The following is a 23886-nucleotide window of genomic DNA, read 5'->3' as shown; positions in this document are numbered from 1 at the left end:
ATATAATGCGACCAAATTACAGCAAGATTTACCATGATATGCTCAGACTGGAGCATCCGGATAAATTAGAAGAACCCAAAATTAAAGAACTACTGAAAAGACTTAACACTTCTGACGATGTCTTAAAATTCAATGAAAGAATTTTTGAACAATCAAAAGAAAGCTCAAAAAACAATCAAAAACTAAAAACCTACGACAAAAAAACAATGCTTAAACTACTGCAATATCAAAAAAAGCATGGCTTTTCGACAAGTTACATGTCTAAAAAGTACAAGATAAGCAGAACTACCATTGCAAAATGGAAAAAGAACTTTGAAGAAGAAATCAGTTAAAAAAATAATAAAAAGCCGGCGAATGATTATTTGCCGGCTTTTTATTTAAGCTGGATAGGTCTGTACATTCGAATCATAATGCCTATCATAGCTTTTCTATAAAGAAATAAAATATTGATTTTTTTAATCAACAGATTGATAACTTTGTTCATCATGAAAGAAGAGCACGAGCTGAATATTGTATCATTTGTCGGTCGTTATTTCAATTACATCCTTCCCGAAAAGGAAATGGACATTGTATGCCTGTCCGTCAGTGGCAAAGAGATAATACCTCTTGAGGGTAACCGCATTCATTTTTATATGATTATTATAGGAGTGACGGGTAAAACCAGGATCAAAGCAGGCTCGCATCAATTTTTAATCATGCCCAACAGTGTTTCTGTGATTCCGGCAGAATCATGGGTAGCATTAGAAAAGCCCCAGAAAACATTTGATGCAAAATTCATCTTTTTTGAACCTTCATTTATAAAAAAAGGCTGGGCTTATAACCATGTGCTGAATGATCTCATGTTCATTAATCCCAACTATCCTCCGACATTTCCTCTGAAAGGAAAACAACAAAAAGATTTCCTGTACAAATTCAATAAAATTTCACAGGAAATAGACACAGAAGCTCCCTTCGGAATGGAAATGATACGACTTTATCTTGTACAGATTTTATTTGAATACAATAGGATTTGCGAAATCTGCCTGCTGAATTCCGATACTTCGATCAACCGGAAATTTCAGATTATGCACCGCTTCCGGCAGCTTGTTGACGTACAATTCAAAGAAAATAAAGCCGTGGCATCTTATGCGGACCAAATGAACATAACCCCTAAATACCTCAGCGAGTGTGTAACTGAACATTTAGGATATCCGGCTTTAAAAGTTATTCAAAACAGAATTTTGCGTGAAGCAGAGGTACTTCTGAAATATACTGAGAAAAGTATTAAAGAAATCAGTAATGAGCTGCAATTTGACTCACCAACGCATTTTTCCCGCTTCACACAACATCAGAAAGGCAAAACTCCCACAGAACTTAGACAGCAACCGTAAAATTGGTCACTTAAGCCGAAATCCGGCTCTCCTATTTTCCTGTCTTTATGTATAGCTTTGTATCATCACATTAAACAAAAAAATCATGATCAAAGGATTATATGAAACCCATATTCAAGTGAGTAACCTGGAGAATGCCATTCAATTTTACACTGAAGTATTAGGTCTCACACTGGCTCATCGTGACGAAACGAGACCTATTGCATTTTTATGGATTGGTAAAGGAAAGGACTTTATGCTGGGTTTATGGGAGCAAAAAGAAAATTTACAACCACGGCATTTTGCTTTTTCAAGTGATAAGGAAGACATCCTGAACTATTCTGTTGACTATTTACAAAACAGAAATCTGAAACCTTATAATTTCTTAAAAGACGGGATAGACAAGCCTATGGTTTTTGCATGGATGCCGGCTTTAGCTATTTATTTTAATGATCCCGACGGAAATCAACTGGAATTCATCTCTGTTTTAGAAGGTGAAGGCAGACCTGAATGGGGTGTAATTTCTTATGAAGAGTGGGTCAGTAAAAATAACGAGGGGAAATAAATTCATCCGCTCAAAATTTTTTTGAATTAAAAATTCTGGCCCGTCTGCGGACCAGAATTTTCAAATTGGCATACCATCAATTCTGAAGAAAATTAACAATTTCTTCAGACGTGTCCACGAGTACATGTCCCTTATTTTCATCAATAATTGTTTTCAAGTCCGGCAATATACCTCCAAGACGTTTTGAAATCTGTTCTGTAGACCGGATAACATCTCTTCTTCCTCCAATGAACAAAACCGGCATGGTAAGGTTCTCCAACTCCTCATCCTGAAAGATATACTCTTTATCCATCCGTGCATTGACATGATCCTGCATTAGATCCATAAACTCTATAACCTTTGGATCAACGGACTGTTCTCCTAATATAATTTCGTTGATTTTTTTCCTGCCCGCTTTCCCAAACAGCGAGTAGAATATCGCCTTAAATATAAAACTTCCTGCAGTTCTTACAATACCGGCTGGTGAAAGCAAAACCATTTTGTTTACCCTTTCAGGAAAACACCCTGCAAAACGCACTGCCAGCCATCCTCCCTGGGACAACCCTACAATATGTGCTTTTTTTATCTGCATTGCATCAAACACCTCGTGTAACCACAGGGCATAATCCATGGTTTCATAGGAAAGCCGCGTCTCCGCACTTTTCCCGGGTTCACCGATAATATCAACGGCTATTACTTTATACTTTTGAGCATAAACATGGAAATCTGAGATCCATGACGTCGAATTGGATGACGCACCATGTAAAAGAACAAGAATGTCTTCATTTTCCTCACCGGCTTCTACCATATATGTATCTCCAAAACTTGTTTTACATAGTCTTTGCTTAATTCCCACACCACAACCCAGCAGCGCAGCATCATACATTGTCAAGATCTTTTGTCTTCCCTGATCATTCTTAAAAACGGTATTTTTTCTCATTACCTATAATTTTTAAAATTTCCTTTTACTTATTCAGATGGTACTAAAAAAGCAGATTCCTTTACAGAAACCTGCTCATATATAATAATTGGGGCAGTTTTCTATTTTGCGAAAATCTCTTTAAGCTGGGAAACAATATTGCTGTTTCCGGATACGGTAATATCTCCGATTTTATCCGCGATCCTTTCCATATATTCCATTTCTTTCAGTTTCCACAACACTTCATTTTCTTCCATCAATTTTGCGGTATTCAGCAAGCTCCTTGTAGAAGCTGTTTCCTCCCGACGCATGATGCTATTGGCCTGAGCCTTTTTCTCGGCAATTAAAACCTGATTCATGATCTCCTTCATTTCTCCGGTAAGAATAACGTCACGAATCCCCGCATCTGTAGCTCTCAGTCCAAGATCGTCACCCTTTTTACCCATATTAGCAAGAATCTCCTGCCCTACATTATCTTTTTTCACCAGCAATTCATCCAGTGTTAAAGCCCCAACAAATTCACGCAAAGCCAATTGCATGATAATGTATAGTTGTTTATCATACTCCTTATTATCCATCAATGCTTTCACCACGTTTTCAACCTGGTAACGGACATAAAAATTGATACGAAGCATTGTTTTATCTTTTGTTAAAAGTTCCTGACCTGCAATCTCCATTTGTTGCATGCGGGTATCTACACTTTTTACTTCAACAGAAATTTCATTCATCCAGAAATAATAAGTCCCTGCTTCCAGCACTTTTGTCAGCTTTCCATCAATAATGAGCAAACCTTTGTATTGACTTGTTACCACAAATTTTCTCACAAGGTTTTTCAATTTTGGATTTTCCAGAATCGTTTTGGAAATTTTTTCAGTAATATCAACTTTCGTCATATCAATCTTTTGAAATGTCCTGTTTACGACATCTTTCCAGGCAGCATATTGCCCTACATGCAGAACTTCTTTAAAGATTCCGTTTTCATAGACTAAAACAAGTTCTCCGTCTTTTACCTCAACCAATTCAAGCATAGCGCTTAACTCCTGATGTTTTAGTAAAAGCAGCAGGTCGTCATTTATCTGCAAAAGTGTTTTCATTTCATAGATATCCACAGATTTATTTCCAAAAATCCAGTGATGGCCTTCTCGTAAAATCTCAATAAGATTCCGGTTTTTAAATACCAGACCTACCTGATATGCATTAATTTGTACATTTCTAAACATCATATTATATTTTAAGGTTATTTTATACTTTATAAAAGGAAAAAACTGAGGATTTTTCTTCTGAAACAGCGGAAATAAGCATTTCTGAAAGAATCATTTCAAAACATACATGACAATACTACTTTCTGGGTACACGGGCTTTTGAGCGTTTTCACTGTCACTGCTACACAAAAAAACTTCATTTACACCATCCAGCTTTTTATCATGATCCGTCAGGTTATTTTTTCACAAAAAACTTTTTTACAGGCTTCTCCAAAATATTGACTGGACAACTGAAAAAGCTCAGACTTTTTCCATACATACATTTTTTGAAGAGAAATATTAAACTCCGCAAAATAGATTTTGAGTCTATTTTAACCTACGTTAAAAGCGTAGTGCTCTGACCAACTGAGCTATCTCATCCGAAATGAGAGTGGGAATCGAACCCACGCATAAAGCTATTACTCTACCAAACTGAGTTATATTTCCATAAGGAAACAGAAGGATTCGAACCTTCGACCCATAGCACATGGTAGAAGTTTTTGGAAAACTCCTCAAACCTTCAGATCAAGCTGAACAGAATAAGATCATGTTTCTCAACAATCCTTCTGCAATGGTGATATACCGAAACACTCAACAAGACCTGTCTGATATCTTCATTAAGGTTTGTTTTTTCCAAACCTTATTATTAATTCATTTTGATAATGCAAAGTAATAATAGAAATACGCAATCATTTTGCGTAATAAATTATTTATACAGGAAATCGATTTTCTTAGTCTAAAAGACTTGTTTTTAATTACCTATTTGGGCTATCCAGTCATTCATATTTTAAATCAATTAAACAATAAAATTAGCTAACCATAATACGTAATTAATTAAAATGTTTATATTTGCACAATAAAAATACTTGACAACTCAAATATAATTCAATGATAAGTACAGATTTATTACTGCTTATGAACATTACAAAAGTGCAGGCCATTATTTCAAGAAAATTTGATGCATTGAGTGTGCATGGACTTAGCTTCAGTGATTTTACGATCCTGTATATTCTTATAGGGTCTTCAGAACATAAGATCCGCAGAATAGATCTGGCGGAGAAAACAGGTTTAACAGCTTCAGGGATTACACGCCTTTTGAATCCCCTTGAAAAAATAGGTCTTGTATCCAGAGAAGCCAATGAGAGAGATGCAAGGGTCAGCTATGTTGTAATCACCGATACCGGGAAAAAAGTCTTTGAAGAAGCAAAAAAAACAGCAGAAAATATTACAGCAGAAGTATTATCATTTAAGAAGAACAAATCTCTTAAAGCTACTTCAGAATTCCTATTTGAGCTGGGAGGATCGATACAATAATGAACAGACAATGGATTTAAATGAAAAATACAATTAAACAGCAACTTAGAGAAAAAGCTAAAAATCACCCTGTAACAATGGGAGTTCTTTCTATTAAAAATACCATAAACGGAAAGCAGTTTATCCAAGGCTCCCTTAATATCGAAGCATTGGAGAATAAAATAAAATTCTCACTCAATATTGGTCAGTACACGCATCGGCAATTGCAGTCTGACTGGAATGAGTACGGTGAAAATGCATTTATATTCGAATGTATTGCGGTAGTGGAGTCCCAGAACAATCCTTATATCAATTACCGTCAGGAAGTTTTAAAAGCAGAAAAGAATTGTATCGAAGATATTGAGCTCCCGGAAAATCTTTACTAGTTATAAAAAAATGACAACATCTTATCTATATCCTACTTTCGAGGCAGGAAAACATTTATTCAGTAAAAATATAAAAGGTTCAATCGTTAATCTGAACCTTATTAAATTAAAAAAAGAAGCCGATTATTCATCTCATCCGGAACTGAAATCTTCCGGGATCACAAGTGGCTGGGATGCATATTGCCGATACATACAGGAAACAGAACCCTTTCTCACAGCCAGTGGAGGTGAAATTCTTTTTATTGGAAAAGGGGATCATTTTTTAATAGGGCCTGAAAAAGAGTATTGGGACATTTGCATGCTCATCCGTCAAAAAAGTGTAGGCGACTTTTTAAATTTCGAACAAAACGAAGAATATATGAAAATCGCAGGCCACCGCACCGCAGCTATTGAAGATTCTCGACTGTTACCACTGGAAGAGATTCTGCTTCAATCGATAAAACCCAACAATGGAAACAGCAATCATTAACAATGTAGATTTATGCTACGAGATCTTTGGAGAAAATAATAGTACTTCTATAATTTTAATCTCAGGATTAGGCAGCCAGATGATCCGATGGGATAATTCTTTCTGCGAGCAGCTTTCTTCACAAGGCTTCAAAGTCATCCGTTTTGATAACAGGGATTCCGGGGCTTCTGTTTTTACTACGGAAAAAGAAATCCAATTCGGAAGAAATATCGAGCAAACCTTTTCAGAGATCAGAAAAGAAGACATTCCCTATTCACTGATGGATATGGCAAAAGACGTTATAGGGCTTATGGATCATCTACACATTAAAAAGGCTCATATTATTGGCAGATCCATGGGTGGGGCGATTGCACAATTGCTGGGCTCTTACTTTCCCGAAAGAGTATCATCGATCACCATTATTATATCTACCTCGCTCAATCCTCAGCTGCCTTCTGTACATCCGGAGGTTATGGCAATGATGACCCAACCACCTGTTGATTATCTTACCAACAAAGAAGTTTATATTAAAGAAAAAATAATTTTTGCCAAAAGGATATCAGGCAATTTCCCTTTGAACGAAATGCAGGAAAGAAGTTTAATAGAACAGGAATTAATCCGTTCTAAAACAAAAAATGGTATGTTCAGGCAAATGTTGGCTATGGGCTCCTGGATATACAACCCCAATGACCTGCAACAAATTTTAGCACCTGTTCTTATCATTCACGGAACAGATGACCCTATTTTTCATCCTGAATCTGCCAGAGATCTTTACCGGACTATTCCGAATTCAGAGCTTATGATGATCGAAGGAATGGGACATTCCATCCCGGAAGAGCTTTATATCCCAATCTGCAAAAAGATTATACAAACTGTAAATTTATCGGAAAAATAAAACTCCCTTCTTAGAAAGGGAGCTTTACCGTAATTAGTTATTTTGCAGGCACCAATGTAAAATCTTGGCAATATTTTTAGCATCGTCCACACCGCGGTGATGGGTTCCTTCCAGCTTAAGATTAAGTTCCCCTAAAGCCCTGCTCATTCCTACACTTTTCCTGATCGTAGGATGAACACACCCGAATAATGTCTTCACATTAATATGACTATCACTTAAGGGATAATCAAGATTAAATCTTCTGGCCTGGTTTTGAAGCATGTTCAAGTCATAATTGCCATAACTCGCCCAGGTAAGATGTTCTGAATGATATTCTGCACGGAGTATATCTAAGGCATCATCAAATAAAACACCTTCTTCATCCAGCATCTTTTGGGTGATGGTAGTCAGCTCCGTACAAAATGGGCTCACCTTTGAATATTGAGGTCTTACCAAAATCCCTTCGTTTCTTGAGATCTCACCGGTCTTTGCATCCATAACGCAAACCCCGATTTCAATGATCTCACTTTCTTGTCCTCTTGGCGGCCGGCTGTCCCAACATGTTGCTTCGAGGTCTATAATAAGTATATGATCTGTTGTTTTCATAGTTTTTGTCGTACATGTATAAAAATGTACTTTGTTATTAATAATTGGTCAACTTCAAATGAGCTCTGGTTCCTATGTCAGATCAACCTAAAAGAGCTCATTCTGTCTTCTAAAATTTTCAAGCAGGTTAATAATATTCTTTTTACCCACCGGATTCATGGAATGACTGTAAAATTTTGGTATATCCAAATGATGATCCATACAATATTCTATCAGCCATTTTGCACAGTCATATCCAGTCTTTTCGGAATCCCAGTTACCGGTATGCTCTCCATCAGCAAGGTCGTGATCAAAAGAGATCATTTCCGGAAGTCCCTTTTCTGAAATCCAATGGATAAACTGCTTATAATTCCGAACAATGATCCAGTCTTTCAATAAGAAAAAATCCTGTTTTGTATAGTGATAGGCTTCTTCCGGACACCTGATATCATCAAGAAACAAAAGCTTTTGTATCATTTTCATAAAATCATCAAGATTTATTATTAAACCATCATATCTGCACAATTGGAGCTCGCAAAAGCATAAGGTTTAGCTTTGAATACATATCCCATTCCCAAAATATACCCCATGGCATCTTTCAAGGCTACATTGGATTTAAAATCAGGATCTGTATTGATATCAGCATGAACTTCCATTTCGACCCCATATTTATCTAAAACAGGACAGATGGTATAAGCAATTTCTACAGATTTATTCACCTCATTAAGCATCCGCTCTTTGATGCTGATTGTTTGAATTTCTTTTTGTTTTCTGATAAAAGTAAACGCACCTTTTCCTTCACGAATAAATACTACTGCCGTAGCATAACTAATAGTATCTCCATACACATGAGAATCTGATCCCACACAAACTTTCAGTCGGTATCCATTAGCTTCTTCGCGGATGATGGCTTCTTCTATCAACTGTGTGATAGGCTTGTGGAAAAATTTTCCACTCATATTCTGCCATATTTCTTGTTGCGTTTCCATTTTTTTTACATTTTTTTTAAAATTCTACATATTGTTCTTTATAATTGATAAGCGATGATTGAGTAAAGATTTTGTTGATTCATCAGGACTCGAACCTGAACAACAAGAGTCAAAGTCTTGTGTGCTGCCGATTACACCATGAATCATTCTGCAGTACTGAGTTACATATAAGTTTTGTCCGCAATTACAGAACAGACAGGATCGAACCTGTACATTCGTTAATTATCATTGATTATAGATAAATAAAAATTCATTATAAAAACCAAATGGTTATTTATCTTTATATGAATTAACATTTTGTACAGGAAAAGGGAGTCGAACCCTCAATATCTTGAGTCTAAGTCAAGTGCGTCTGCCAGTTCCGCCATTCCCGTATTTTTCACAAATTATAATTGATGAGATATTATAACAGATAAATTATAATAGCTGCAATCATTGATCTATGATCTATCATCACTTTTAATTAAGGTTAGAGAAAGTTTGTCGGTGTAAACTTTTGCTTGTTAGTGTTTGTAAAGATCTTCTGCGCTTGACAAACCCTTCTCTTTCCTCTTTCGTTATATGATTGATCAATGATGATTGATCATTGATTGATAAGATATTAGTCTTAAGATTTATGAATCATCTTTTATCTTTTATCTTTTATCTTTTATTAATAATAATCAACTGATTAGGAATCGAACCTAAGCGACAAGAGTACAGTTCCTGCATGCTGCCATTACATTATCAGTTGATTGTGGTGGAAGTGGTAGGATTCGAACCTACTCAGCAATAAAGCAACAGATTTACAGTCTGTCCCGGCTCTCCAACTCCGGCGCACTTCCCGACTTGTATAAGGATCAGTGATAAAGATGAATAGAGGTTTTGATTTCATCATAATTTCTGATCATTATAATGGAGTAAGCAAAAGGCCTGTCTTAATTTTTTGTTTGATATAAGAACTTCTGCGCCCGACATCCTTTTAACTTTTCTCCGGAACTAATCTCATTTTAGTTATTTGAGATGGTTATGGGATTCAAACCCACTCAGCTTACGCAACGGTTTTGCAGACCGCCCCGACTCTTCCACTTCGGCGAACCATCAGGTTTTATTCATTATAATTGATCGTTCATTAGTGATAATTGACCTGCATTTCAACTTTTCGCGTTCAATTAAAAATAGTCTGGAAAGCAAGATTCGAACTTGCGACCTCCCGCGTCCAAGGCGGGTAAACAACCACCGTTATCTTTCCAGTTATAAGGTTCAGCTTCCTATTTCTTTTCCGAGAGACAGTCGGAGCCGAAATATTCTGTGAACCTTGCGGTCTATGCGAGAATCGAACTCGCAGTGCCCAAGAGACAGTCGGGCAGGTTAGCCATTACCTCAATAGACCTTTTTGCGGAGAGCAAAGGAATTGAACCTTCACGACTATCGTAGAACTTATGAGCATTAAGCCGGAACCGACCCCTATTTATCTACTCTCCTTATTAATCCCAGAGAAATTAAACCTCCGCTTTTTCCGGTTTTAAAAGACCGGTGGTCGGTTCATTAAGCTAAGGAATTGTACTTTGGGTTTCTCCGGGGATCGAACCCTATTCTCCGGTGCCACAAACCGACGCTTTACCAAATAAGATAAAGAAACCATAAAAAAAGCACCTCTTTTCGGGAGGTGCTGTATATATTTTGACGTGTCAGATCAATAGCTGACCCACATATATAAGCACCTTTTATCCACAAATTCACTATCCTGAAGACATGGGTAACCTTTCGGCTCCTCTGCTTGTAGTCTTGAATACGGATTAAATATGTAATGCAATTGTTTCATTATATTTTTTGTTTTAAACACTTTTTGAAATTCTGAAAACCTGTTGCTTTCAATTTTCGATTGCAAAGTAAATATGATTTTTTTTTAACTCGCAAATAAATTTCAGATATAATAACTTAAAAATCAATAAGTTACATTAAATAAAAAGAAATAGAAATTCCTGTCCGCAAATTATTGCAGATACTTTAATTACCTAAATGACTGTCTCTCACCGGTTTGTTTATCACTCTATTTTATTGTATTAAAATTTCATCGCTAATTAAAAATTTTCACTTTTTTGGTTATTTTTTTTTCATTCTAAATAATTTCTGTTCTAAAAACACAAAAAACGCCCCGGGAATCGAGGCGTTTTTGCAGTATTTTGATTAAATCTTTACGAGTTTACAGTAAATAATTTACAAAGTCAGCACATTTTACCTCATTCCATATCATGCATTCATATCCAAACGAATCCTTTAGTACAGGGCTATCGCATAGATTTAAACTGATATGTGCTGTTTGTATTGTCATAATTTTATGTCCGCAAAGATAATATTTTTCCTGATAAAATGGTGGTTTTGAAAGCTTCAGCCATTATGTTTGTTAGGAATTTATAAAGATTACTATGGAATTCTTAAGTCTTTTAATCTTTTAATTCAAACATCAATTAATTCCTGAACATCTTATTCCTTCCAGTCTTATACCTTGAAATATCTTTTAAAATAAGCGAATCATCAGGATTAAAATATTTTAGCTCATTGACAATTTCGGAATGGGTTTCTACCTTTTCGGAAATGATCTCATAAGCAATATTTCTCGTGACAGTCTGAAGGGAAGAGTTCTTTTTAAATTCATACTTCATAGCCTCCAGATAAATCAGCTTTTTATCTGCTGGCGTTTCTTCATATAAATGCTGAATTTCCCTTTCTAATTTTGTAGAATCAAAAATATTTGCAAAATAATTGTTCAGACAATTGAAGGCATCTTTATTTTCTTTCCATCCTGTTAATAGGATTTTCTGTGCTTCATCAGGCATTTCCATCTTTTTTCTGTAGATCAGCGAGGCTTTTACCATCTGGCTGTTATCCACGAAATCATCTGCCAACATCTGATAATAGACATGTGCATTTTTGATATCATTCATCTCTTTATAAAGATCACCTACTTTTTCTTTCTGATCCAGTTCTTTATAAAGATCAATTGCTTTTCTGTATTGTTTTGCTTTTTCATAGCAAGCCGCAGCATCGGATTTATTATGCAATCTTTTCAGATAAATAACGGCTGCCTCATTATAAAATTCACCATTTTCCAGTGTTTTTGCTGCCCTGTAATTATCCTGGAGAAGGTTCATATAAACTTTTGCGGCTTTTTTGTAATCTCCTTCTGTAATATATTTTTCTGCCAGCTCTTCATATTTACTACGGATTCTGTCAAAAAGAGAATTTTCAAGGTAAAAGTTTCCTCCCGAATTTCCTCGCCTTCCGGAACGTTGATCATTTTTTTCTTTATCCTTCAGGCTGATCATTACCACAAAAATTATGATAGCCACCGCGATAAAAATACCCAAGGTGCTCAATACACTCCAGAAACTCTGATGAAAAAGTTGCGCTACAAGCCCCAGCACTTTAAGAAGTACCAGTATTAAAAATGCTCTGATAAATTTATCTATAAACTTCTGCTTATTCATCTTTATCGGATTTTAAAATGGTTTTGTCCTCGCTGAATAAACGATATACCAATAAGATGACACAAATAACCAGGAACCATACAAACCAGTTGTACCCGTACATCCCGATCAACGGATAAAAAAGATAGATCAGCATTCCTATCAAAATAAGAACCAGGAATATTTTAATACCACCGGGTACATTATCGCCTCCGATATTCAAGGTTTTCTTCCGGAAGAAATAAGAATAAAGTCCTACACTTCCGATAATCAGAATAATCAGCCAAATAATCTCGGAGAATGAAATGTCTTTCGATGGTCTACTTTCATCACCCAAACTTTCTTTTGTATTTACATTTTGACCGGATGAAAAATGGGGTTCCGCACTTTCTAAAGTTCCATAAAGCCTTCCAAGAGAATCTTCCATTAACACCTGCTTTTTTCTCCAGATACTTTTTACAATTCCCTGATCAACAGGTTTATCATGATTTTTATTTTTGATGGAATCGGAAATTTTACGCTGGTAATCCCTGGATTTGTCTGCAATATGTTTTGCTATTTTCTTGTTGTAAATTTTCTTTAGAAAATCCCGCGTCTTACTTTCTTTTGCCCTGTAATTTTCAAGCTTCTTTTCCACCTTATTCATTTCCTTCGCGTCGGATCCTTTGGAAGCTGCGGCATAGTCTTTCATTAATTCCTTTCTTTCATTATGATATAGGGAATCAATCTTCATATCTATTTCGGTGAGACCGGATTCAAAGGCTAACTTGCCGGGATTCTGATTTTTCAAAGCCTCCTTGGAGAATACATTTCCTGAAGAAACAGGGCTTTCTGTTGTTCCCTCTTCTTTAGTAAAGCCTATCATAATTCTCCCGACAATAATTATGATCCATAATGCAAGGAGAGCCCACCGGTAATCCCTTTGTTTACCATTTGCCCCGTTTCCTCCCCATAACCGGCTCAGCCAATTGTTATTAAATCTGAACTTCCCGGAACCATCTCCTCGGGAAGTTCCCATAATATCCAGAGGCACGCCCAAATCTACAGCCCGATCAGGATATTTTTCTATATACTTTAGATATTTTTCGATTTCTTTTTTGTTTCCCGCCATCACTTTTTTCAGATCAAAAGGCAGGTTTTTCATCCATTCTTCTTCCGTTGTTGAGGTCCGCAGAGATTCCATCATTTTTTCATCATCAATTTCCACTGCAAAACTTTTGATTTCTTTTGGAATATAAACTCCGTTTAATGGTTTGCTGACAGAAGATCCATTCTTTTGTGGTTCTTCAAGCAATGCGGCCCAATCTATTTCTTCTCTTAATTTTACCATTCCGAATTCGGGATGGATAATCAGAAACTGAGAATCAATATGGAGCCAGTCTTCAGGAGTGACCTTAGGATAAAATGTAGTGTATTCAGGGATAAATAAGACCTCATCTATACATTGAAAATAAGAATTCCTGCCAACTTCCCGGGGGGCCTCATTATTAAAAACAATAAAACAGCCATAGAGAATATTAGGTTCTTTGGAAGGAATCGCAAATGTCATTACCTGGTCTAGGTCAATTCCCAAAGCATCCATTTCACTGAGCCATACGGATGGTGAAGAACTCCTGATCAGAAGTCCCTTCCGGGGATAATCATTCTTTGGAAAAGGTTTTATTCTAAGTTCCATATTCCAGAATTTGATTGATAAAAGGCTCCAGATAATCTGAACACATATCCCCCATTGTTCTCATCTTAAGCAAGGTGGTTTCAGGAAGGTAATATTCTGCTCCTCCAAATTCGGTATGGGTTGCCAGAGACAGAAAGCCATGTTCCGTAGAAGGGATATAAAATACCGGAATATTTTTATTACTGCTTTTGAAAGTTAATATCCCACGGGAATCCGTGATAATCTCACTTCCGTCTGAAAAAGTAAATTTATTTTTGTACTGATTCGCAATTATTTTTATCCTGTGATTATTTCGGTATAATGTCAAAGAATTGTCATAAACTTTTGCCAGCCTGTTATTTGATATAACGAGACTGTTTTCAGTGTTGATTCCGATATTATTAAAGTTATTTAAAATCTTTATTCCGCTATTCGCCAGCTTTTTCATTTCAGTTTCTACTTTTGAATGATTCCGGGCTATCTCTTTATCATTCTTCACCGATTCAAATGAAATATTTCCATCGATATTAATATGATAGATCCAGGAGGATTCCGCATGATGCAGATAAAAACTTTTGTTAAAATAAATCAGCCGATAATCATTGGGTATGTTTTTCCCGGTTAGATTGAGCTCAGAATATTCTTTGGTATTAAGATTAAGTTTTGAAATAATATGCTTATCAGGCTGGTACTGGCAAAGGATAAATTGTTGTTGCTTATTTTTAGCCAGAGCAAACTGCCCGCGAGGTCTTACCGAAATATTTTCAATTAAAACCTCACAGCCCCTATGTATTCTGTATCGGTCATAATAATCCTTATTATAATAATTATCAGACAAATAGGTTTTAAGCAGCTGCTTTTTATTGCTCAAGATAAAGAACTCCCCTTCATACAAAAAGGAAGCTATTTTGTTCATTGGTGTAGGAAACAAAATAGGATAATTCTTCGGAACATCCGTTTTTTTGCCATTCACAGAATCCTGATCAGCTTTCTGTTTTCGTTGTGGTGGATTAGCCCATAAGTCTTTTAGCGGAAGTACAATTTTCTGGATGTGTTTCCTTGTTCCTTTATGATATTTGAAGAAATTAACCTCTCCATCAGCAGATGTGGTTACTATAAACTTAAGCCTGTCCCTGTTTTCATGAATTACTTTTTGCAAGCTTTCATTCATGAGATTTTCCTGGTTGGTGATAAAAAATACCTCAAGATCTTTTTCCGTGTGCTCATCCTGGAAAAACTTATCCAGAGCCTGGGAAACATCCAAAGCTGAGCTTACCTGGTTTAGATGATCTACAACATTTTCCACGCTATCAAGAGAAACAGGAACACTTGTTTGCCCCAGAACGAAAACTTTACATTCCGAATGAGCCTTCGGATGCTTAATGACCGCAATTGCAGATGCATAGGCCAATACTTTCGGTGTTCCCCAGTTTTTCAGAGAGGTATCTATTAAAATTATTCTTTCAAAAACATTTTCTTCCGGAGGTATCTCCCTTTGAATATAGAGGGTTTCGTTGTTGGCTATTCTGCTCATAAAAACCTCATCTTCATTTGCGAATTCCGACAAAAGCATTCGGTGAAACTCCCCCTTATTGGTCATATCAGAAATTCCTCCTATCGGCTGTTCACCGGGAGAAAGGTGACGCATGGGAATTTTGAGGCCACTCCAGATTCTTTTGATCAAGCTTCCTACCTGAAATGTTTTAGGCTCTTCTATTAAATTCTGGATAAAATCATTATTGGATTCTACGGTTATCTCCTCTTCTGCAACCTCATCATCCAGCTCCGGCTCAGTGCCAAAGCCTTTCATCGCATAAATAATTGACTCTACCGAAGGAAATTTTTCATTGAGCCACACAAGAACTCTGGTATCCTTTACCAGAGATGAGGATGTTACGGGTATTTTTTCAGCACTTTTGGCCAGAGTATAAGGATTTTTTGCAAACTTTTTCAGAAGCAATGAACCGGATGGTGCAGAGATCCTGTTATGGGAATTGTGAAATAATGTTTGCAGCAAAAGAATTCTGTTTTGCCCTTTTTTATAAGATTTACCTAATTTATTCAGGTTTCCAAGAAAACTGATAATGCAATCCACCTCAATATTTACTTTGGCTTCCTTTTCAAGCTTTTTTAAATAATACGAAACGGCATTGAAATTAAGATAGCCTTCCTGGGTTGCGTAAAGTACTAACAACAAAGCTCCAAAGGGAGGGATTCCCTGCAGATGTAATTCTTTCAGGACTTCAATTATGTAAGGCCGGTATGCAATGGCTCCTACATTCGGAATGGACACAAGGTTATTTTCGTGATAACCTGTCTCATCACGCACATCTTCATCTGTATTCCATTCCCAAAAATATTCTTCGTAGGACTGGAAGTATTCATTTAGCTCCATTCTTTCGCTTTTTGAGTGAGCCGGTATGAGCTTATGGAAAGCTTTTTCAGATCTTTCTTAGCAATGGACAGATAACTTCCGTCTTCATTCCATAAAAGCCAATAGCTCAGGTTCTCGTTATATTTTCTTTGAAGTAAAGCACTTACATTCTTAAATTCAAAATCAAATCCGGTGGGTAAAAGATGTCCTTCTTTCTCCCAATAGGTTTTTCCCGGTAGCCCCAGTAAAGGTGTACCCAGGAATAGCGCCCTGTCTCCAATGATAATCCATTCGTTTCTTTCAAGTTTGAATGTGGGTAATGTCTGAATAACCGTTCCAATCTCCGACATAGGACTTAATAAAGCGATGGCAGGCTGTTCTGTAGTTTCAGGTTTTAGCCTTATCCTGATTTTTTCATTAATTCCAAAAAAATTCTGATTGGATGGCGGCAGAACCAGACGCAATGCCTGGTCAATAGGAGACCATAATAATGCAGTTCTTACTTTCCGGGTAGGAACTAAGGCTTTCTTTTTAAATAATAAACCATTACGGAGCTCATATAAAATGAAATTGGGCAATTGTTGAACCTCCGGAGAAGCAGCCTGCTCTTCAGTAAATCCTTTAAGCCAGATCATCTCATCCTCCAAAGCAATCTGAAGATTTTTCCAGTTCCGGATCGAACCTAAAAAATCTTCATCAGCACGAGGCAATTCCGCCCAAAAATCAATTACATGCTCTGTAAGATCCTCTGCCATAAGCCTTCTATTTCCTGTTGAATATATTGTTTCTGTTCAGGATTTTTGATCCAGTCACAGCGGGTTTGTAGATATCTCAGTTTATCTTTAATCACATTTTGTTCTTCAAATGTTGCAGATCCGCTATTCCATTTTTCCTGTAAGATTTTCACATCCTTCATTACCTCTTCAGGATTCGGCATTTTATTGTGCAATGCCTGAGGATGGCTTTGCGGGTTTTCATCCTTTTCGATGGTCCTGTTAATGATCCCTTCCAGAATTTCAATCTGCTCTTCCGTATCCCAAATATGTTTCAATACCCAAAGGTCAGAAAGTATTGCTTCACTTCTCCCGCAAATCAAAGCACTTGCAGCAATAAGGTTCTGAAGCTTTACCGCTCTACGGTCGGAAATTGCAATTCCCGTATTCCGGAGACTGATTACGGTATTGAGGTAAACTTCATAAATAGGTTTCAGATCCACTGTTTTACAAAGGTTCTGAAGCTCTCTTATTTCCTCGGCCCTAATTTCAGGAATATCCCTTTCCTCTGCATTTTCTAATCTTCTTCCTGCTAAAAGAACCTGTTGAAGCAGCTCAGGGTTCACATAATCTACATTGATCCTGATAAGAAAACGGTCGAATAAAGCATTTAAAGCTTCATCTTCAGGTAAAACATTGCTTGCTCCCACAAACATGAGTGCAGGCAGATGCTTGGTTTCCTTTCCCCTCTTAAAGATCTTTTCATTCAAAGCCATCAAAAGCGAATTGAGGATCGCTGAATTGGCATTAAAAATCTCATCCAGAAAAACCATTGAAGCCTCGGGCATCATCCCTTCTGTATTGGTAAGAAGTTCGCCTTCTTTTAATTTCCTGATATCAAAAGGACCGAAAATTTCATTCGGTTCCGTGAAGCGGGTAAGCAAATACTCAAAATTCTTCCCATCTTTAACCGTTTGGGACAAGGTTCTTACTATAGCTGATTTTGCAGTTCCCGGCGGACCATATAAAAATGCATTTTCTCTGGCCAGAAGGCAGATCCCCAGCAGATCGACCACATCGTTTTTACCTACAAAAGTGTCTTTTACGTAATTGAGTACCGCATTAAGCTTTGAAATATTCGGAATCATTTATTTTCTTCTTCGTTTATAATTTTTAATTCTCGCCAGAACTCGTCTTTATGTAAGCCAAATTCAGCAACCAACAACTTGTTAATATAGGGTATTTCAGCCAACCTTTGAGCTCTTTTTTCAACAATCCTTTCAAGATATAGCTTCCGGTATGTCGGCTCTTTCAACTCTTCCTGCCAATTCATATTTTCGAGATCAAGATCATACCCTACACCCGAGTAATGGAATTGCAGCAAAATACTTTCCAATTTTTTTTATCAAAGGATCGTCGGGGTCCAAATTCTGAAGAACAACAATTATCTGGGGTAAAAATCTCAGCGAAAGATCTGCTGATAAAACTGCTCCGGAATTTTTCATTCCTCTAAATTCAGAGATGAACTGATCCAGGTCTTTTGCCGTATTTTCCCTTATTAAATACAATTGAGCAGCATAATAAAGGACCTTAGCAGCCCAGACTGCAGCCTCTTTATCATACTCCAAATGATCCGTCAAAAACTCCAGTCTTTCTTTTTCAAATTCTGATTCAAAATAATCCGCGGCATCCTGTTCTTCTGTCTCTGAAATTTTTTGAATATTTGAAAAAACGGTGATACATTCTTCTTTACGGAGAAGAAATAAAGTATCCAGGAAAGGAGATGTATTTTCGGTCATATAACAAAAGTAAAATTATTTTTTTGAGAATAAAACTTTAATATCATTATGATTAAGAATTAATTAATGCCTCTGTCTTCGGCCAGCCACGGGAATACAAAGGCCTAAGAACAAGTTTTTTAGAGGATATAAAGATTTTTAAAACCGACGAAGTTGATAATAAAATATTTTTGTTCATACATTTGAAAATCTTAGATTTTCCAGTGCTCTGAAAACATAAAATAATAAAATAACCTTTGCGTTTTTGCGATTAACTTAAAAAGCAATAAAAGTAAAAGTTGCTATCTTTGCCGTCATTCAAAATAACATTATGAGTATTCACATTAGTGCAAAAAAAGGAGAAATTGCGAAAGTAATATTGCAGCCGGGGGATCCGCTTCGTGCACAATATATTGCCGAAAACTTTTTAGAAAATGCAAAACTGGTAAGCAAAACCAGAGGTATTTTGTATTATACCGGACTTTATAAAGGAAAAGAAATCAGCGTAGGAGCAAGTGGAATGGGTTTTCCAAGCATCGGTATTTACTCCTATGAGTTGTACACCGAATATGATGTAGATACAATCATCCGTATCGGTACCTGTGGAGCTTACACCACAGATCTGAAAGTATTTGATATTCTAAATGTTGAACATGCGGCAAGTGAAAGTACCTATGCAAAATATGCATGGGAAATAGAAGGAGATATTATTTCTCATCAGGGAAATATTTTTGATGTGATCAATGCAACGGCAGAAGAATCTTCTTTGAAAACCAAGGCTGTTACTATTCACAGCAGTGATATTTTCTATCGAAAGGATTTAACCGTTCCTGAGATTGCAACAAGATACAATTGTCCGGCTGTGGAAATGGAAGCCTTTGGATTATTCGCCAATGCTAAACATTTAGGGAAAAATGCAGCCACAATTCTTACGGTAACGGATATCATTCCTACTCACGAAAAAATTTCGGCAGACCAAAGAGAGACAGCTTTGAAACCGATGATTGAGCTGGCTTTGGAATCGGCATTGAAAGTTATTTAAAACCTTATATCACCCTAATTGTAGAAAGCAATATTGCGATTCGCAATTTGCTTTTCAACCATAAAAAAAGAGCTTCACTTATTCAGTAGAGCTCTTTTTTATATCCTGAAAAATTTCCTGGCGACCGCTGTTGTTTCTTCTGCTACATCCGTCAAACTTATTTTCTTGATCTGAGCAACGGTTTGCGCCACATAAGGTAGAAAGGCAGGTTCATTTCTCCGGTTCTGACTTCGCGCTGAGATATTTTTCGGAAGCATAAACGGAGCATCCGTTTCAATCATCATTCTTTCTAATGGAACATACCTGATCACTTCCTCAAGGTGTTTAAATCTCTTTTCATCACTGATTGCTCCTGTAAATCCTAAATAAAACCCTTTATCCAAATAGCTTTTTGCTTCTTCTAAAGTCCCTGTGAAACAATGAACGACTGCTTCCGGAAGTTGGGAAAGGTAATCCTCTGTAATTTCGGTAAATCTTTTAAATGCAGATCTCTCATGAAGGAATAAAGGTTTATTGATTTGAATTGCCAGTTCAAGTTGTGCACAATAACACTTCTCTTGTAGAGGCCTTGGTGAAAAATCACGGTCAAAATCCAATCCGCACTCTCCCACTGAAACCACATGGTCCTGTTTTAGAAGGTTCCTGAGTTCGCCGATACTTTGATCATTAAATGATTTAGCATCATGAGGGTGAATGCCCGCCGTTGAAAATAAAATATCCGGATAATCCTGCGCTATATCTGCAGATTCTTTACTTCCACGCACACTTGTCCCCGTAAGGATCATATAGTCTACGCCATTGTCCAGAGCACGGTTAATCACTTCGTCTTGTTCATTATAGAACTGTTTATTGGTCAGATTAATGCCAATATCAATGTAGGTATTCATTTTTCTTTTTTTTGTTTTGTTATTGATATGAAAATATCTTATTACATGGGGACTGTTTACGGCACTTCTAAAAGATCTTTCACTATGGAATTTCTTGTACCTGGAATATTTTGTTCCATTAATTTCTTTGGTTATTTTCACCCAGACAAGTTCTTGTTTTTGTCTTCTTACCTTCCGTAATGGTATGGATTCAGATAATTGGTCATCTGTATCGGATTGCTCAGTTCTCCGCCACTTTTTGTTCCCATACTTTTTCAGGTAAGTTCCTATTTTCCCGTATTCAAAAGCCCGAAAAGCTCCTTTGTTATAGATATTTTTCATTCAAATGAGTTTTTGGCAAAATAAAGCATTTGCTACGCAATCTTTTTACGCAATATATTATTCATTGATAAAAGTTTCCAGAAAACCAATAAGCTGTGTTCCTCCACTTGCCCAACGAATGCCGTGTCCTTCTTTTTCCCTTATTTCGTAGACAACCCCATGCTTATAATGAAAGAATACATTCCACCAGGTTTTATTCTCGATGATATAATAGATTTTAGCCATTACCTTTTCCTGTTTTTGAAAATTACTGCCTTTTACCTCACCCCAGAACTGGTCGTCCGTTCTTCCCACATGTTTTTCCCATGCCCTCTGTGCAATGGTGATTTCTTTATTAAAATAGACCTGACAACTATCAATCAAAGCATCTTTTAGAGGTGGAATGGCTTGTTCATCACGAACGCTTGCTGAAGTAAGTCTCTGCCCCAGAACATCAAGCCAGTATTCAAAGGGGATCTCTTCCAATTGTCTTGCTTTTTCTTCATTTTGATCCTTAGTTTCCAGAATATGGATAAAGTGCCCGAAACTTTGCTTCCGGTCAATCAGAATTTCTTCGTTAAAATAAGGAAGATGCCAATCTAAAGTTCCATCCTTACATCTTTGAATGTTTTGATCGATAGTCCGAAGATGTTCTTCCGAAACAATGGCACCATATTTTTCTTTCCAGGAGCCCGAAAAAAATAAAGAACATGGCTGAATTCCGCTCATTTAAAAAATTTTAACCAAAATAGCAGATTTTTTTCAGCAATAAAAGTACACTCTACATTATTGTTGACGTAAAAATGAAAAATTTAAAATACATTAAATAATCTTTGTTCATTAAAAAATCCCCATCAGTGACAGGGATTTTTAATTTATTCTTTTGATGGGTTACTCATTACTTTTAAGCTGTGCCAGGACTACCGATAAATTGTTAATTCCCCAATGCTCAAAATATTTTCCATTTTTAAGACGGACAATATCAATGACATCAATACTTATTCTTTTTCCTGAAGGTGCAATTCCCATAAAATTTCCGGTGTGAGTTCCGGATATATTTTTTCTGGTCGTAACGAGGTCTCCTTCTGCAACCTGCTGAAGAATAGTTACCTGGATATCTGGCATGGCGGGCCTTAATATCCCATTAAAAGTATTGATCATTCCCTGTTTTCCATTATCAGCACCTTGTGGGGCCGAGTGGTTGATGAAGTCTTCATCCATGAGTTCTTCAAAGGTTTCAACGTTCCCCTTTTCAATAACTTCTATATTAAAGCGTTTTACTATTTCTTTGTTTTTTTCCTGTTGCAAATCCATATCTTATTATTGATTTTTTTCTTAGATACGTAAATTTAGGATAAAGCATTATTCGCTCCAAGGAGAATGCAGAATACAGTTGCAGAAATTTTTCCTTTCAAAATTTGGAATCATAAATGCACAGACATCTGCTTTTATATTTCCGAAAGTGGTTTCGGTTTTATGTTTAAAACCATCAAAAAACGTTGGAATAATTTTATTCTTAAAATCATTCCGGGGGAATGCATCTATAATCTCATTCCGGTGTGGATCACTCAGATACTCATACCCTTCTCCCATTACATCCAATCCTACTCCGGAGTACATCAAAGCTACTTCATTCTCTTTATGTTCTGCAATCCCAATGGTTGTATGCAATGCTATCGTATCCCAAACCAGCTGCAATTGATCTTTCGGAAGACCGTGGCTTTTCAGAAAATCCCTTGCTGCATTAGCTCCGTCTACTTCAAATCTCAAATCGGGACTGCTGTAATGGGGCACTAAACCCAGATCATGAAAAACTGAGCTTATATACAAAAGCTCTGCATCATACTCCATATTTTTTCGTTTTCCGTTAAGTGAAGAAAAAAGGAAAACCCGTAATGAGTGGTTATAAATAAATTCCGTTCCATGCTCTAACAGCAATTCAGTGGCTTCTGTAGCAATTTTACTGTCCGGAATTATAATTCCGGCAACACTTTTTAATCTTTGGACTGACATATTTTTTATATTTTAATCAATACAAAAATAGGCCTGTCCTTCTTGCTCCGGAATGTCAGAATATACCTATTACCTGCCAATATTTACAAACATCCTACGGTATTCCAATGGTGAGATATCTGTGTGTTTTTTGAAAAAATGACTGAATTGTTCAGGCGTACTGAATGCAAGGTGATAAGCAATTTCTTTTATTGTTTTAGCAGAAAATTGCAATAATCTTTTTGATTCGGCGATCACTTGTCCCGCAATGACCTCTTTAGCTCCTTTACCGCTTTTCTTTTTTGATATATCGGATAATTTACGGGGTGAGACGGATAGCTGTTCTGCATAGTACAATACATCATGCATCTTGTTATATTGTTGACTGAGTAATTCAAGAAACCTGCGATAGATCTGATTGTCGAAATCGTCAATTCCATCCTGAAATGAAGGCATCGCATTGGCCAGCTTAATCATTAGAATTTTTAGATAGGCTGCCATAGCATCTAATTTATTGGGATAATCGGCACCTTCATATTCTCTAAAAAGGATCTCACAAACCCCAATCAGTTCAGTGAAGTCCTTTTCCTGCAAAGGAAAATTCTGATGAAGGGCAGCATCATTAAAAAGCAGCAATTTACAATTGGAGGCACTCGAAGGCGTCTTTTCCCAAAAGCAATCTCCAAAGCTTAATTCAAATCCGGACAACTGGGTGGGATGGGAAAAAGAAAATATTTGTCCTTTCGATATGACAAATACCTCCGCCCCCTGAATATGAAATTGTTTCCCATCAATAATGATGCTTCCGTTTCCTTCGTGAACAATGAGCACTCTGTTATAGGTAACACTGACTACATCCGTTTTTTCCAGAACCGAATGATCCAGTTTAACCACCTGAAAAGAATCCTTTATTTCCTTATCGAAGATGAGCACTTCATCATACATATTATATGCTTCTCTAATGGTTCCAAAAGTACGAATATCAAAAAAGTTCACAACAGATCTGCCATACTATTTCCGGAATCACAAAATAGCAACAATCAATGATGCTTTTTACAACAAAAGGAAT

General features: G+C 36.6%; 25 protein-coding genes and 9 tRNA genes. 8 read left to right on the top strand and 26 right to left on the bottom strand.

The genetic code is table 11. The features are described from left to right. The first annotated feature begins 5 nt into the window (after positions 1–5). The 3 genes from ACJ5H0_RS18320 to ACJ5H0_RS18310 all read left to right on the top strand — a co-directional run bounded on the left by ACJ5H0_RS18320 (position 6) and on the right by ACJ5H0_RS18310 (position 1914). Positions 6–332 (top strand): helix-turn-helix domain-containing protein, encoded by a 327-nt coding sequence (locus tag ACJ5H0_RS18320; protein ID WP_172283770.1) that lies wholly within the window; start codon positions 6–8, stop codon positions 330–332. Positions 333–485: 153 nt separating this feature from the next. Beyond that, complete coding sequence (locus tag ACJ5H0_RS18315; RefSeq protein ID WP_411251213.1) at positions 486–1370, top strand: helix-turn-helix domain-containing protein; 885 nt, start codon at positions 486–488, stop codon at positions 1368–1370. Between the two features lie 85 nt (positions 1371–1455). Next, positions 1456–1914: a VOC family protein gene (locus ACJ5H0_RS18310; RefSeq protein WP_411251210.1), complete on the top strand. Its 459-nt coding sequence runs from the start codon at positions 1456–1458 to the stop codon at positions 1912–1914. Positions 1915–1990: 76 nt separating this feature from the next. On the opposite strand, the gene ACJ5H0_RS18305 is transcribed toward ACJ5H0_RS18310, so the two are convergent. The 4 genes from ACJ5H0_RS18305 to ACJ5H0_RS18290 all read right to left on the bottom strand — a co-directional run bounded on the left by ACJ5H0_RS18305 (position 1991) and on the right by ACJ5H0_RS18290 (position 4499). Beyond that, complete coding sequence (locus ACJ5H0_RS18305) at positions 1991–2833, bottom strand: alpha/beta fold hydrolase (protein ID WP_411251207.1); 843 nt, start codon at positions 2831–2833, stop codon at positions 1991–1993. 101 nt (positions 2834–2934) lie between these two features. Beyond that, on the bottom strand, positions 2935–4035 hold the full coding sequence (locus ACJ5H0_RS18300; protein ID WP_411251205.1) for a slipin family protein: 1101 nt from the start codon (positions 4033–4035) through the stop codon (positions 2935–2937). Positions 4036–4341: 306 nt separating this feature from the next. Further along, positions 4342–4435: transfer RNA gene (locus ACJ5H0_RS18295), tRNA-Lys, on the bottom strand. Continuing rightward, positions 4435–4499, bottom strand: a tRNA-OTHER gene (locus tag ACJ5H0_RS18290). Before ACJ5H0_RS18290 ends, ACJ5H0_RS18295 begins: the two co-directional genes overlap by 1 nt. A 442-nt stretch (positions 4500–4941) precedes the next feature. On the opposite strand from ACJ5H0_RS18290, the gene ACJ5H0_RS18285 reads away from it, so the two are divergent. The 4 genes from ACJ5H0_RS18285 to ACJ5H0_RS18270 are packed head-to-tail and all read left to right on the top strand — an operon-like array spanning position 4942 to position 7075. Beyond that, positions 4942–5367 carry a MarR family winged helix-turn-helix transcriptional regulator gene (locus ACJ5H0_RS18285; RefSeq protein ID WP_345990593.1) on the top strand — a complete coding sequence of 142 codons (426 nt, stop codon included), beginning with the start codon at positions 4942–4944 and terminating at the stop codon, positions 5365–5367. 20 nt (positions 5368–5387) lie between these two features. Next, complete coding sequence (locus ACJ5H0_RS18280; RefSeq protein ID WP_411251202.1) at positions 5388–5732, top strand: GIY-YIG nuclease family protein; 345 nt, start codon at positions 5388–5390, stop codon at positions 5730–5732. 10 nt (positions 5733–5742) lie between these two features. Beyond that, positions 5743–6201, top strand: a complete 459-nt coding sequence (locus ACJ5H0_RS18275; protein ID WP_172283758.1) for a DUF1330 domain-containing protein — start codon at positions 5743–5745, stop codon at positions 6199–6201. Further along, the gene (locus ACJ5H0_RS18270; protein ID WP_411251199.1) at positions 6182–7075 is read left to right on the top strand and encodes an alpha/beta fold hydrolase; all 894 of its coding nucleotides are present in this window, start codon (positions 6182–6184) and stop codon (positions 7073–7075) included. Before ACJ5H0_RS18275 ends, ACJ5H0_RS18270 begins: the two co-directional genes overlap by 20 nt. Positions 7076–7108: 33 nt before the next feature. Here ACJ5H0_RS18270 and ACJ5H0_RS18265 read toward each other — a convergent pair whose 3' ends face one another. From ACJ5H0_RS18265 to ACJ5H0_RS18185, 17 genes are all read right to left on the bottom strand, one after another. Then, positions 7109–7660 carry an exonuclease domain-containing protein gene (locus ACJ5H0_RS18265; protein WP_411251196.1) on the bottom strand — a complete coding sequence of 184 codons (552 nt, stop codon included), beginning with the start codon at positions 7658–7660 and terminating at the stop codon, positions 7109–7111. Between the two features lie 87 nt (positions 7661–7747). Continuing rightward, positions 7748–8122 (bottom strand): cyclic-phosphate processing receiver domain-containing protein, encoded by a 375-nt coding sequence (locus ACJ5H0_RS18260; RefSeq protein ID WP_411251193.1) that lies wholly within the window; start codon positions 8120–8122, stop codon positions 7748–7750. A gap of 20 nt (positions 8123–8142) precedes the next feature. After that, a complete protein-coding gene (locus tag ACJ5H0_RS18255) occupies positions 8143–8628 on the bottom strand; it encodes a ribonuclease H-like YkuK family protein (RefSeq protein ID WP_172283751.1) in 486 nt (161 codons plus the stop codon). 74 nt (positions 8629–8702) lie between these two features. Then, positions 8703–8774: transfer RNA gene (locus ACJ5H0_RS18250), tRNA-Gln, on the bottom strand. A gap of 154 nt (positions 8775–8928) precedes the next feature. Further along, positions 8929–9002: transfer RNA gene (locus tag ACJ5H0_RS18245), tRNA-Leu, on the bottom strand. Positions 9003–9365: 363 nt separating this feature from the next. Continuing rightward, positions 9366–9452: transfer RNA gene (locus ACJ5H0_RS18240), tRNA-Tyr, on the bottom strand. Positions 9453–9628: 176 nt separating this feature from the next. Further along, positions 9629–9710 (bottom strand) — tRNA-Cys (locus tag ACJ5H0_RS18235). Positions 9711–9789: 79 nt separating this feature from the next. Further along, positions 9790–9861: transfer RNA gene (locus ACJ5H0_RS18230), tRNA-Pro, on the bottom strand. A 67-nt stretch (positions 9862–9928) separates the two neighbouring features. Beyond that, positions 9929–10000: transfer RNA gene (locus ACJ5H0_RS18225), tRNA-Asp, on the bottom strand. A 177-nt stretch (positions 10001–10177) separates the two neighbouring features. After that, positions 10178–10250 (bottom strand) — tRNA-His (locus ACJ5H0_RS18220). 828 nt (positions 10251–11078) lie between these two features. Continuing rightward, positions 11079–12098: a tetratricopeptide repeat protein gene (locus ACJ5H0_RS18215; protein ID WP_411251190.1), complete on the bottom strand. Its 1020-nt coding sequence runs from the start codon at positions 12096–12098 to the stop codon at positions 11079–11081. Continuing rightward, positions 12091–13752 (bottom strand): APC family permease, encoded by a 1662-nt coding sequence (locus ACJ5H0_RS18210; RefSeq protein ID WP_411251187.1) that lies wholly within the window; start codon positions 13750–13752, stop codon positions 12091–12093. The genes ACJ5H0_RS18215 and ACJ5H0_RS18210 overlap by 8 nt, the downstream gene beginning before the upstream one ends. After that, on the bottom strand, positions 13742–16126 hold the full coding sequence (locus ACJ5H0_RS18205; protein WP_411251184.1) for a hypothetical protein: 2385 nt from the start codon (positions 16124–16126) through the stop codon (positions 13742–13744). The genes ACJ5H0_RS18210 and ACJ5H0_RS18205 overlap by 11 nt, the downstream gene beginning before the upstream one ends. Continuing rightward, entirely contained in the window at positions 16117–16860 is a 744-nt protein-coding gene (locus ACJ5H0_RS18200) for a hypothetical protein (protein WP_411251181.1), read from the bottom strand. Before ACJ5H0_RS18200 ends, ACJ5H0_RS18205 begins: the two co-directional genes overlap by 10 nt. After that, positions 16833–17966 carry an AAA family ATPase gene (locus tag ACJ5H0_RS18195; protein WP_411251178.1) on the bottom strand — a complete coding sequence of 378 codons (1134 nt, stop codon included), beginning with the start codon at positions 17964–17966 and terminating at the stop codon, positions 16833–16835. Before ACJ5H0_RS18195 ends, ACJ5H0_RS18200 begins: the two co-directional genes overlap by 28 nt. Then, entirely contained in the window at positions 17963–18202 is a 240-nt protein-coding gene (locus ACJ5H0_RS18190) for a hypothetical protein (protein WP_411251175.1), read from the bottom strand. The genes ACJ5H0_RS18195 and ACJ5H0_RS18190 overlap by 4 nt, the downstream gene beginning before the upstream one ends. Beyond that, positions 18168–18617: a hypothetical protein gene (locus ACJ5H0_RS18185; RefSeq protein ID WP_411251172.1), complete on the bottom strand. Its 450-nt coding sequence runs from the start codon at positions 18615–18617 to the stop codon at positions 18168–18170. Before ACJ5H0_RS18185 ends, ACJ5H0_RS18190 begins: the two co-directional genes overlap by 35 nt. A gap of 310 nt (positions 18618–18927) precedes the next feature. Here ACJ5H0_RS18185 and deoD point away from each other — a divergent pair, with 310 nt between their 5' ends. Then, positions 18928–19638, top strand: a complete 711-nt coding sequence (gene deoD, locus ACJ5H0_RS18180) for a purine-nucleoside phosphorylase (RefSeq protein ID WP_172283737.1) — start codon at positions 18928–18930, stop codon at positions 19636–19638. A gap of 98 nt (positions 19639–19736) precedes the next feature. Here deoD and ACJ5H0_RS18175 read toward each other — a convergent pair whose 3' ends face one another. From ACJ5H0_RS18175 to ACJ5H0_RS18155, 5 genes are all read right to left on the bottom strand, one after another. Beyond that, complete coding sequence (locus ACJ5H0_RS18175; protein WP_411251601.1) at positions 19737–20525, bottom strand: TatD family hydrolase; 789 nt, start codon at positions 20523–20525, stop codon at positions 19737–19739. Between the two features lie 378 nt (positions 20526–20903). Next, on the bottom strand, positions 20904–21554 hold the full coding sequence (locus tag ACJ5H0_RS18170) for a hypothetical protein (RefSeq protein WP_411251169.1): 651 nt from the start codon (positions 21552–21554) through the stop codon (positions 20904–20906). A 162-nt stretch (positions 21555–21716) separates the two neighbouring features. Further along, a complete protein-coding gene (locus ACJ5H0_RS18165; RefSeq protein WP_411251165.1) occupies positions 21717–22139 on the bottom strand; it encodes an ester cyclase in 423 nt (140 codons plus the stop codon). Between the two features lie 48 nt (positions 22140–22187). Next, positions 22188–22838, bottom strand: coding sequence for an HD domain-containing protein (locus tag ACJ5H0_RS18160; RefSeq protein WP_345990620.1), 651 nt, complete (start codon positions 22836–22838; stop codon positions 22188–22190). A 69-nt stretch (positions 22839–22907) separates the two neighbouring features. Then, entirely contained in the window at positions 22908–23813 is a 906-nt protein-coding gene (locus ACJ5H0_RS18155) for a helix-turn-helix domain-containing protein (protein WP_411251159.1), read from the bottom strand. Positions 23814–23886: the final 73 nt, after the last annotated feature.

Source organism: Chryseobacterium proteolyticum, from assembly GCF_046591535.1.
GTDB classification, from domain to species: Bacteria; Bacteroidota; Bacteroidia; order Flavobacteriales; family Weeksellaceae; genus Chryseobacterium; species Chryseobacterium proteolyticum.
Note: the sequence above shows the minus strand (reverse complement) of the source record. Positions and strands in the feature narration are given on the sequence as shown.

What these genes read in the sequence shown, in the direction of transcription:
- ACJ5H0_RS18320 (WP_172283770.1), top strand. Translation starts at nt 6, where the DNA reads ATGCGACCAAATTACAGCAAGATTTACCATGATATGCTCAGACTGGAG.
- ACJ5H0_RS18315 (WP_411251213.1), top strand. Translation starts at nt 486, where the DNA reads ATGAAAGAAGAGCACGAGCTGAATATTGTATCATTTGTCGGTCGTTAT.
- ACJ5H0_RS18310 (WP_411251210.1), top strand. Translation starts at nt 1,456, where the DNA reads ATGATCAAAGGATTATATGAAACCCATATTCAAGTGAGTAACCTGGAG.
- ACJ5H0_RS18305 (WP_411251207.1), bottom strand. Translation starts at nt 2,833, where the DNA reads ATGAGAAAAAATACCGTTTTTAAGAATGATCAGGGAAGACAAAAGATC.
- ACJ5H0_RS18300 (WP_411251205.1), bottom strand. Translation starts at nt 4,035, where the DNA reads ATGATGTTTAGAAATGTACAAATTAATGCATATCAGGTAGGTCTGGTA.
- ACJ5H0_RS18285 (WP_345990593.1), top strand. Translation starts at nt 4,942, where the DNA reads ATGATAAGTACAGATTTATTACTGCTTATGAACATTACAAAAGTGCAG.
- ACJ5H0_RS18280 (WP_411251202.1), top strand. Translation starts at nt 5,388, where the DNA reads ATGAAAAATACAATTAAACAGCAACTTAGAGAAAAAGCTAAAAATCAC.
- ACJ5H0_RS18275 (WP_172283758.1), top strand. Translation starts at nt 5,743, where the DNA reads ATGACAACATCTTATCTATATCCTACTTTCGAGGCAGGAAAACATTTA.
- ACJ5H0_RS18270 (WP_411251199.1), top strand. Translation starts at nt 6,182, where the DNA reads ATGGAAACAGCAATCATTAACAATGTAGATTTATGCTACGAGATCTTT.
- ACJ5H0_RS18265 (WP_411251196.1), bottom strand. Translation starts at nt 7,660, where the DNA reads ATGAAAACAACAGATCATATACTTATTATAGACCTCGAAGCAACATGT.
- ACJ5H0_RS18260 (WP_411251193.1), bottom strand. Translation starts at nt 8,122, where the DNA reads ATGAAAATGATACAAAAGCTTTTGTTTCTTGATGATATCAGGTGTCCG.
- ACJ5H0_RS18255 (WP_172283751.1), bottom strand. Translation starts at nt 8,628, where the DNA reads ATGGAAACGCAACAAGAAATATGGCAGAATATGAGTGGAAAATTTTTC.
- ACJ5H0_RS18215 (WP_411251190.1), bottom strand. Translation starts at nt 12,098, where the DNA reads ATGAATAAGCAGAAGTTTATAGATAAATTTATCAGAGCATTTTTAATA.
- ACJ5H0_RS18210 (WP_411251187.1), bottom strand. Translation starts at nt 13,752, where the DNA reads ATGGAACTTAGAATAAAACCTTTTCCAAAGAATGATTATCCCCGGAAG.
- ACJ5H0_RS18205 (WP_411251184.1), bottom strand. Translation starts at nt 16,126, where the DNA reads ATGGAGCTAAATGAATACTTCCAGTCCTACGAAGAATATTTTTGGGAA.
- ACJ5H0_RS18200 (WP_411251181.1), bottom strand. Translation starts at nt 16,860, where the DNA reads ATGGCAGAGGATCTTACAGAGCATGTAATTGATTTTTGGGCGGAATTG.
- ACJ5H0_RS18195 (WP_411251178.1), bottom strand. Translation starts at nt 17,966, where the DNA reads ATGATTCCGAATATTTCAAAGCTTAATGCGGTACTCAATTACGTAAAA.
- ACJ5H0_RS18185 (WP_411251172.1), bottom strand. Translation starts at nt 18,617, where the DNA reads ATGACCGAAAATACATCTCCTTTCCTGGATACTTTATTTCTTCTCCGT.
- deoD (WP_172283737.1), top strand. Translation starts at nt 18,928, where the DNA reads ATGAGTATTCACATTAGTGCAAAAAAAGGAGAAATTGCGAAAGTAATA.
- ACJ5H0_RS18175 (WP_411251601.1), bottom strand. Translation starts at nt 20,525, where the DNA reads ATGAATACCTACATTGATATTGGCATTAATCTGACCAATAAACAGTTC.
- ACJ5H0_RS18170 (WP_411251169.1), bottom strand. Translation starts at nt 21,554, where the DNA reads ATGAGCGGAATTCAGCCATGTTCTTTATTTTTTTCGGGCTCCTGGAAA.
- ACJ5H0_RS18165 (WP_411251165.1), bottom strand. Translation starts at nt 22,139, where the DNA reads ATGGATTTGCAACAGGAAAAAAACAAAGAAATAGTAAAACGCTTTAAT.
- ACJ5H0_RS18160 (WP_345990620.1), bottom strand. Translation starts at nt 22,838, where the DNA reads ATGTCAGTCCAAAGATTAAAAAGTGTTGCCGGAATTATAATTCCGGAC.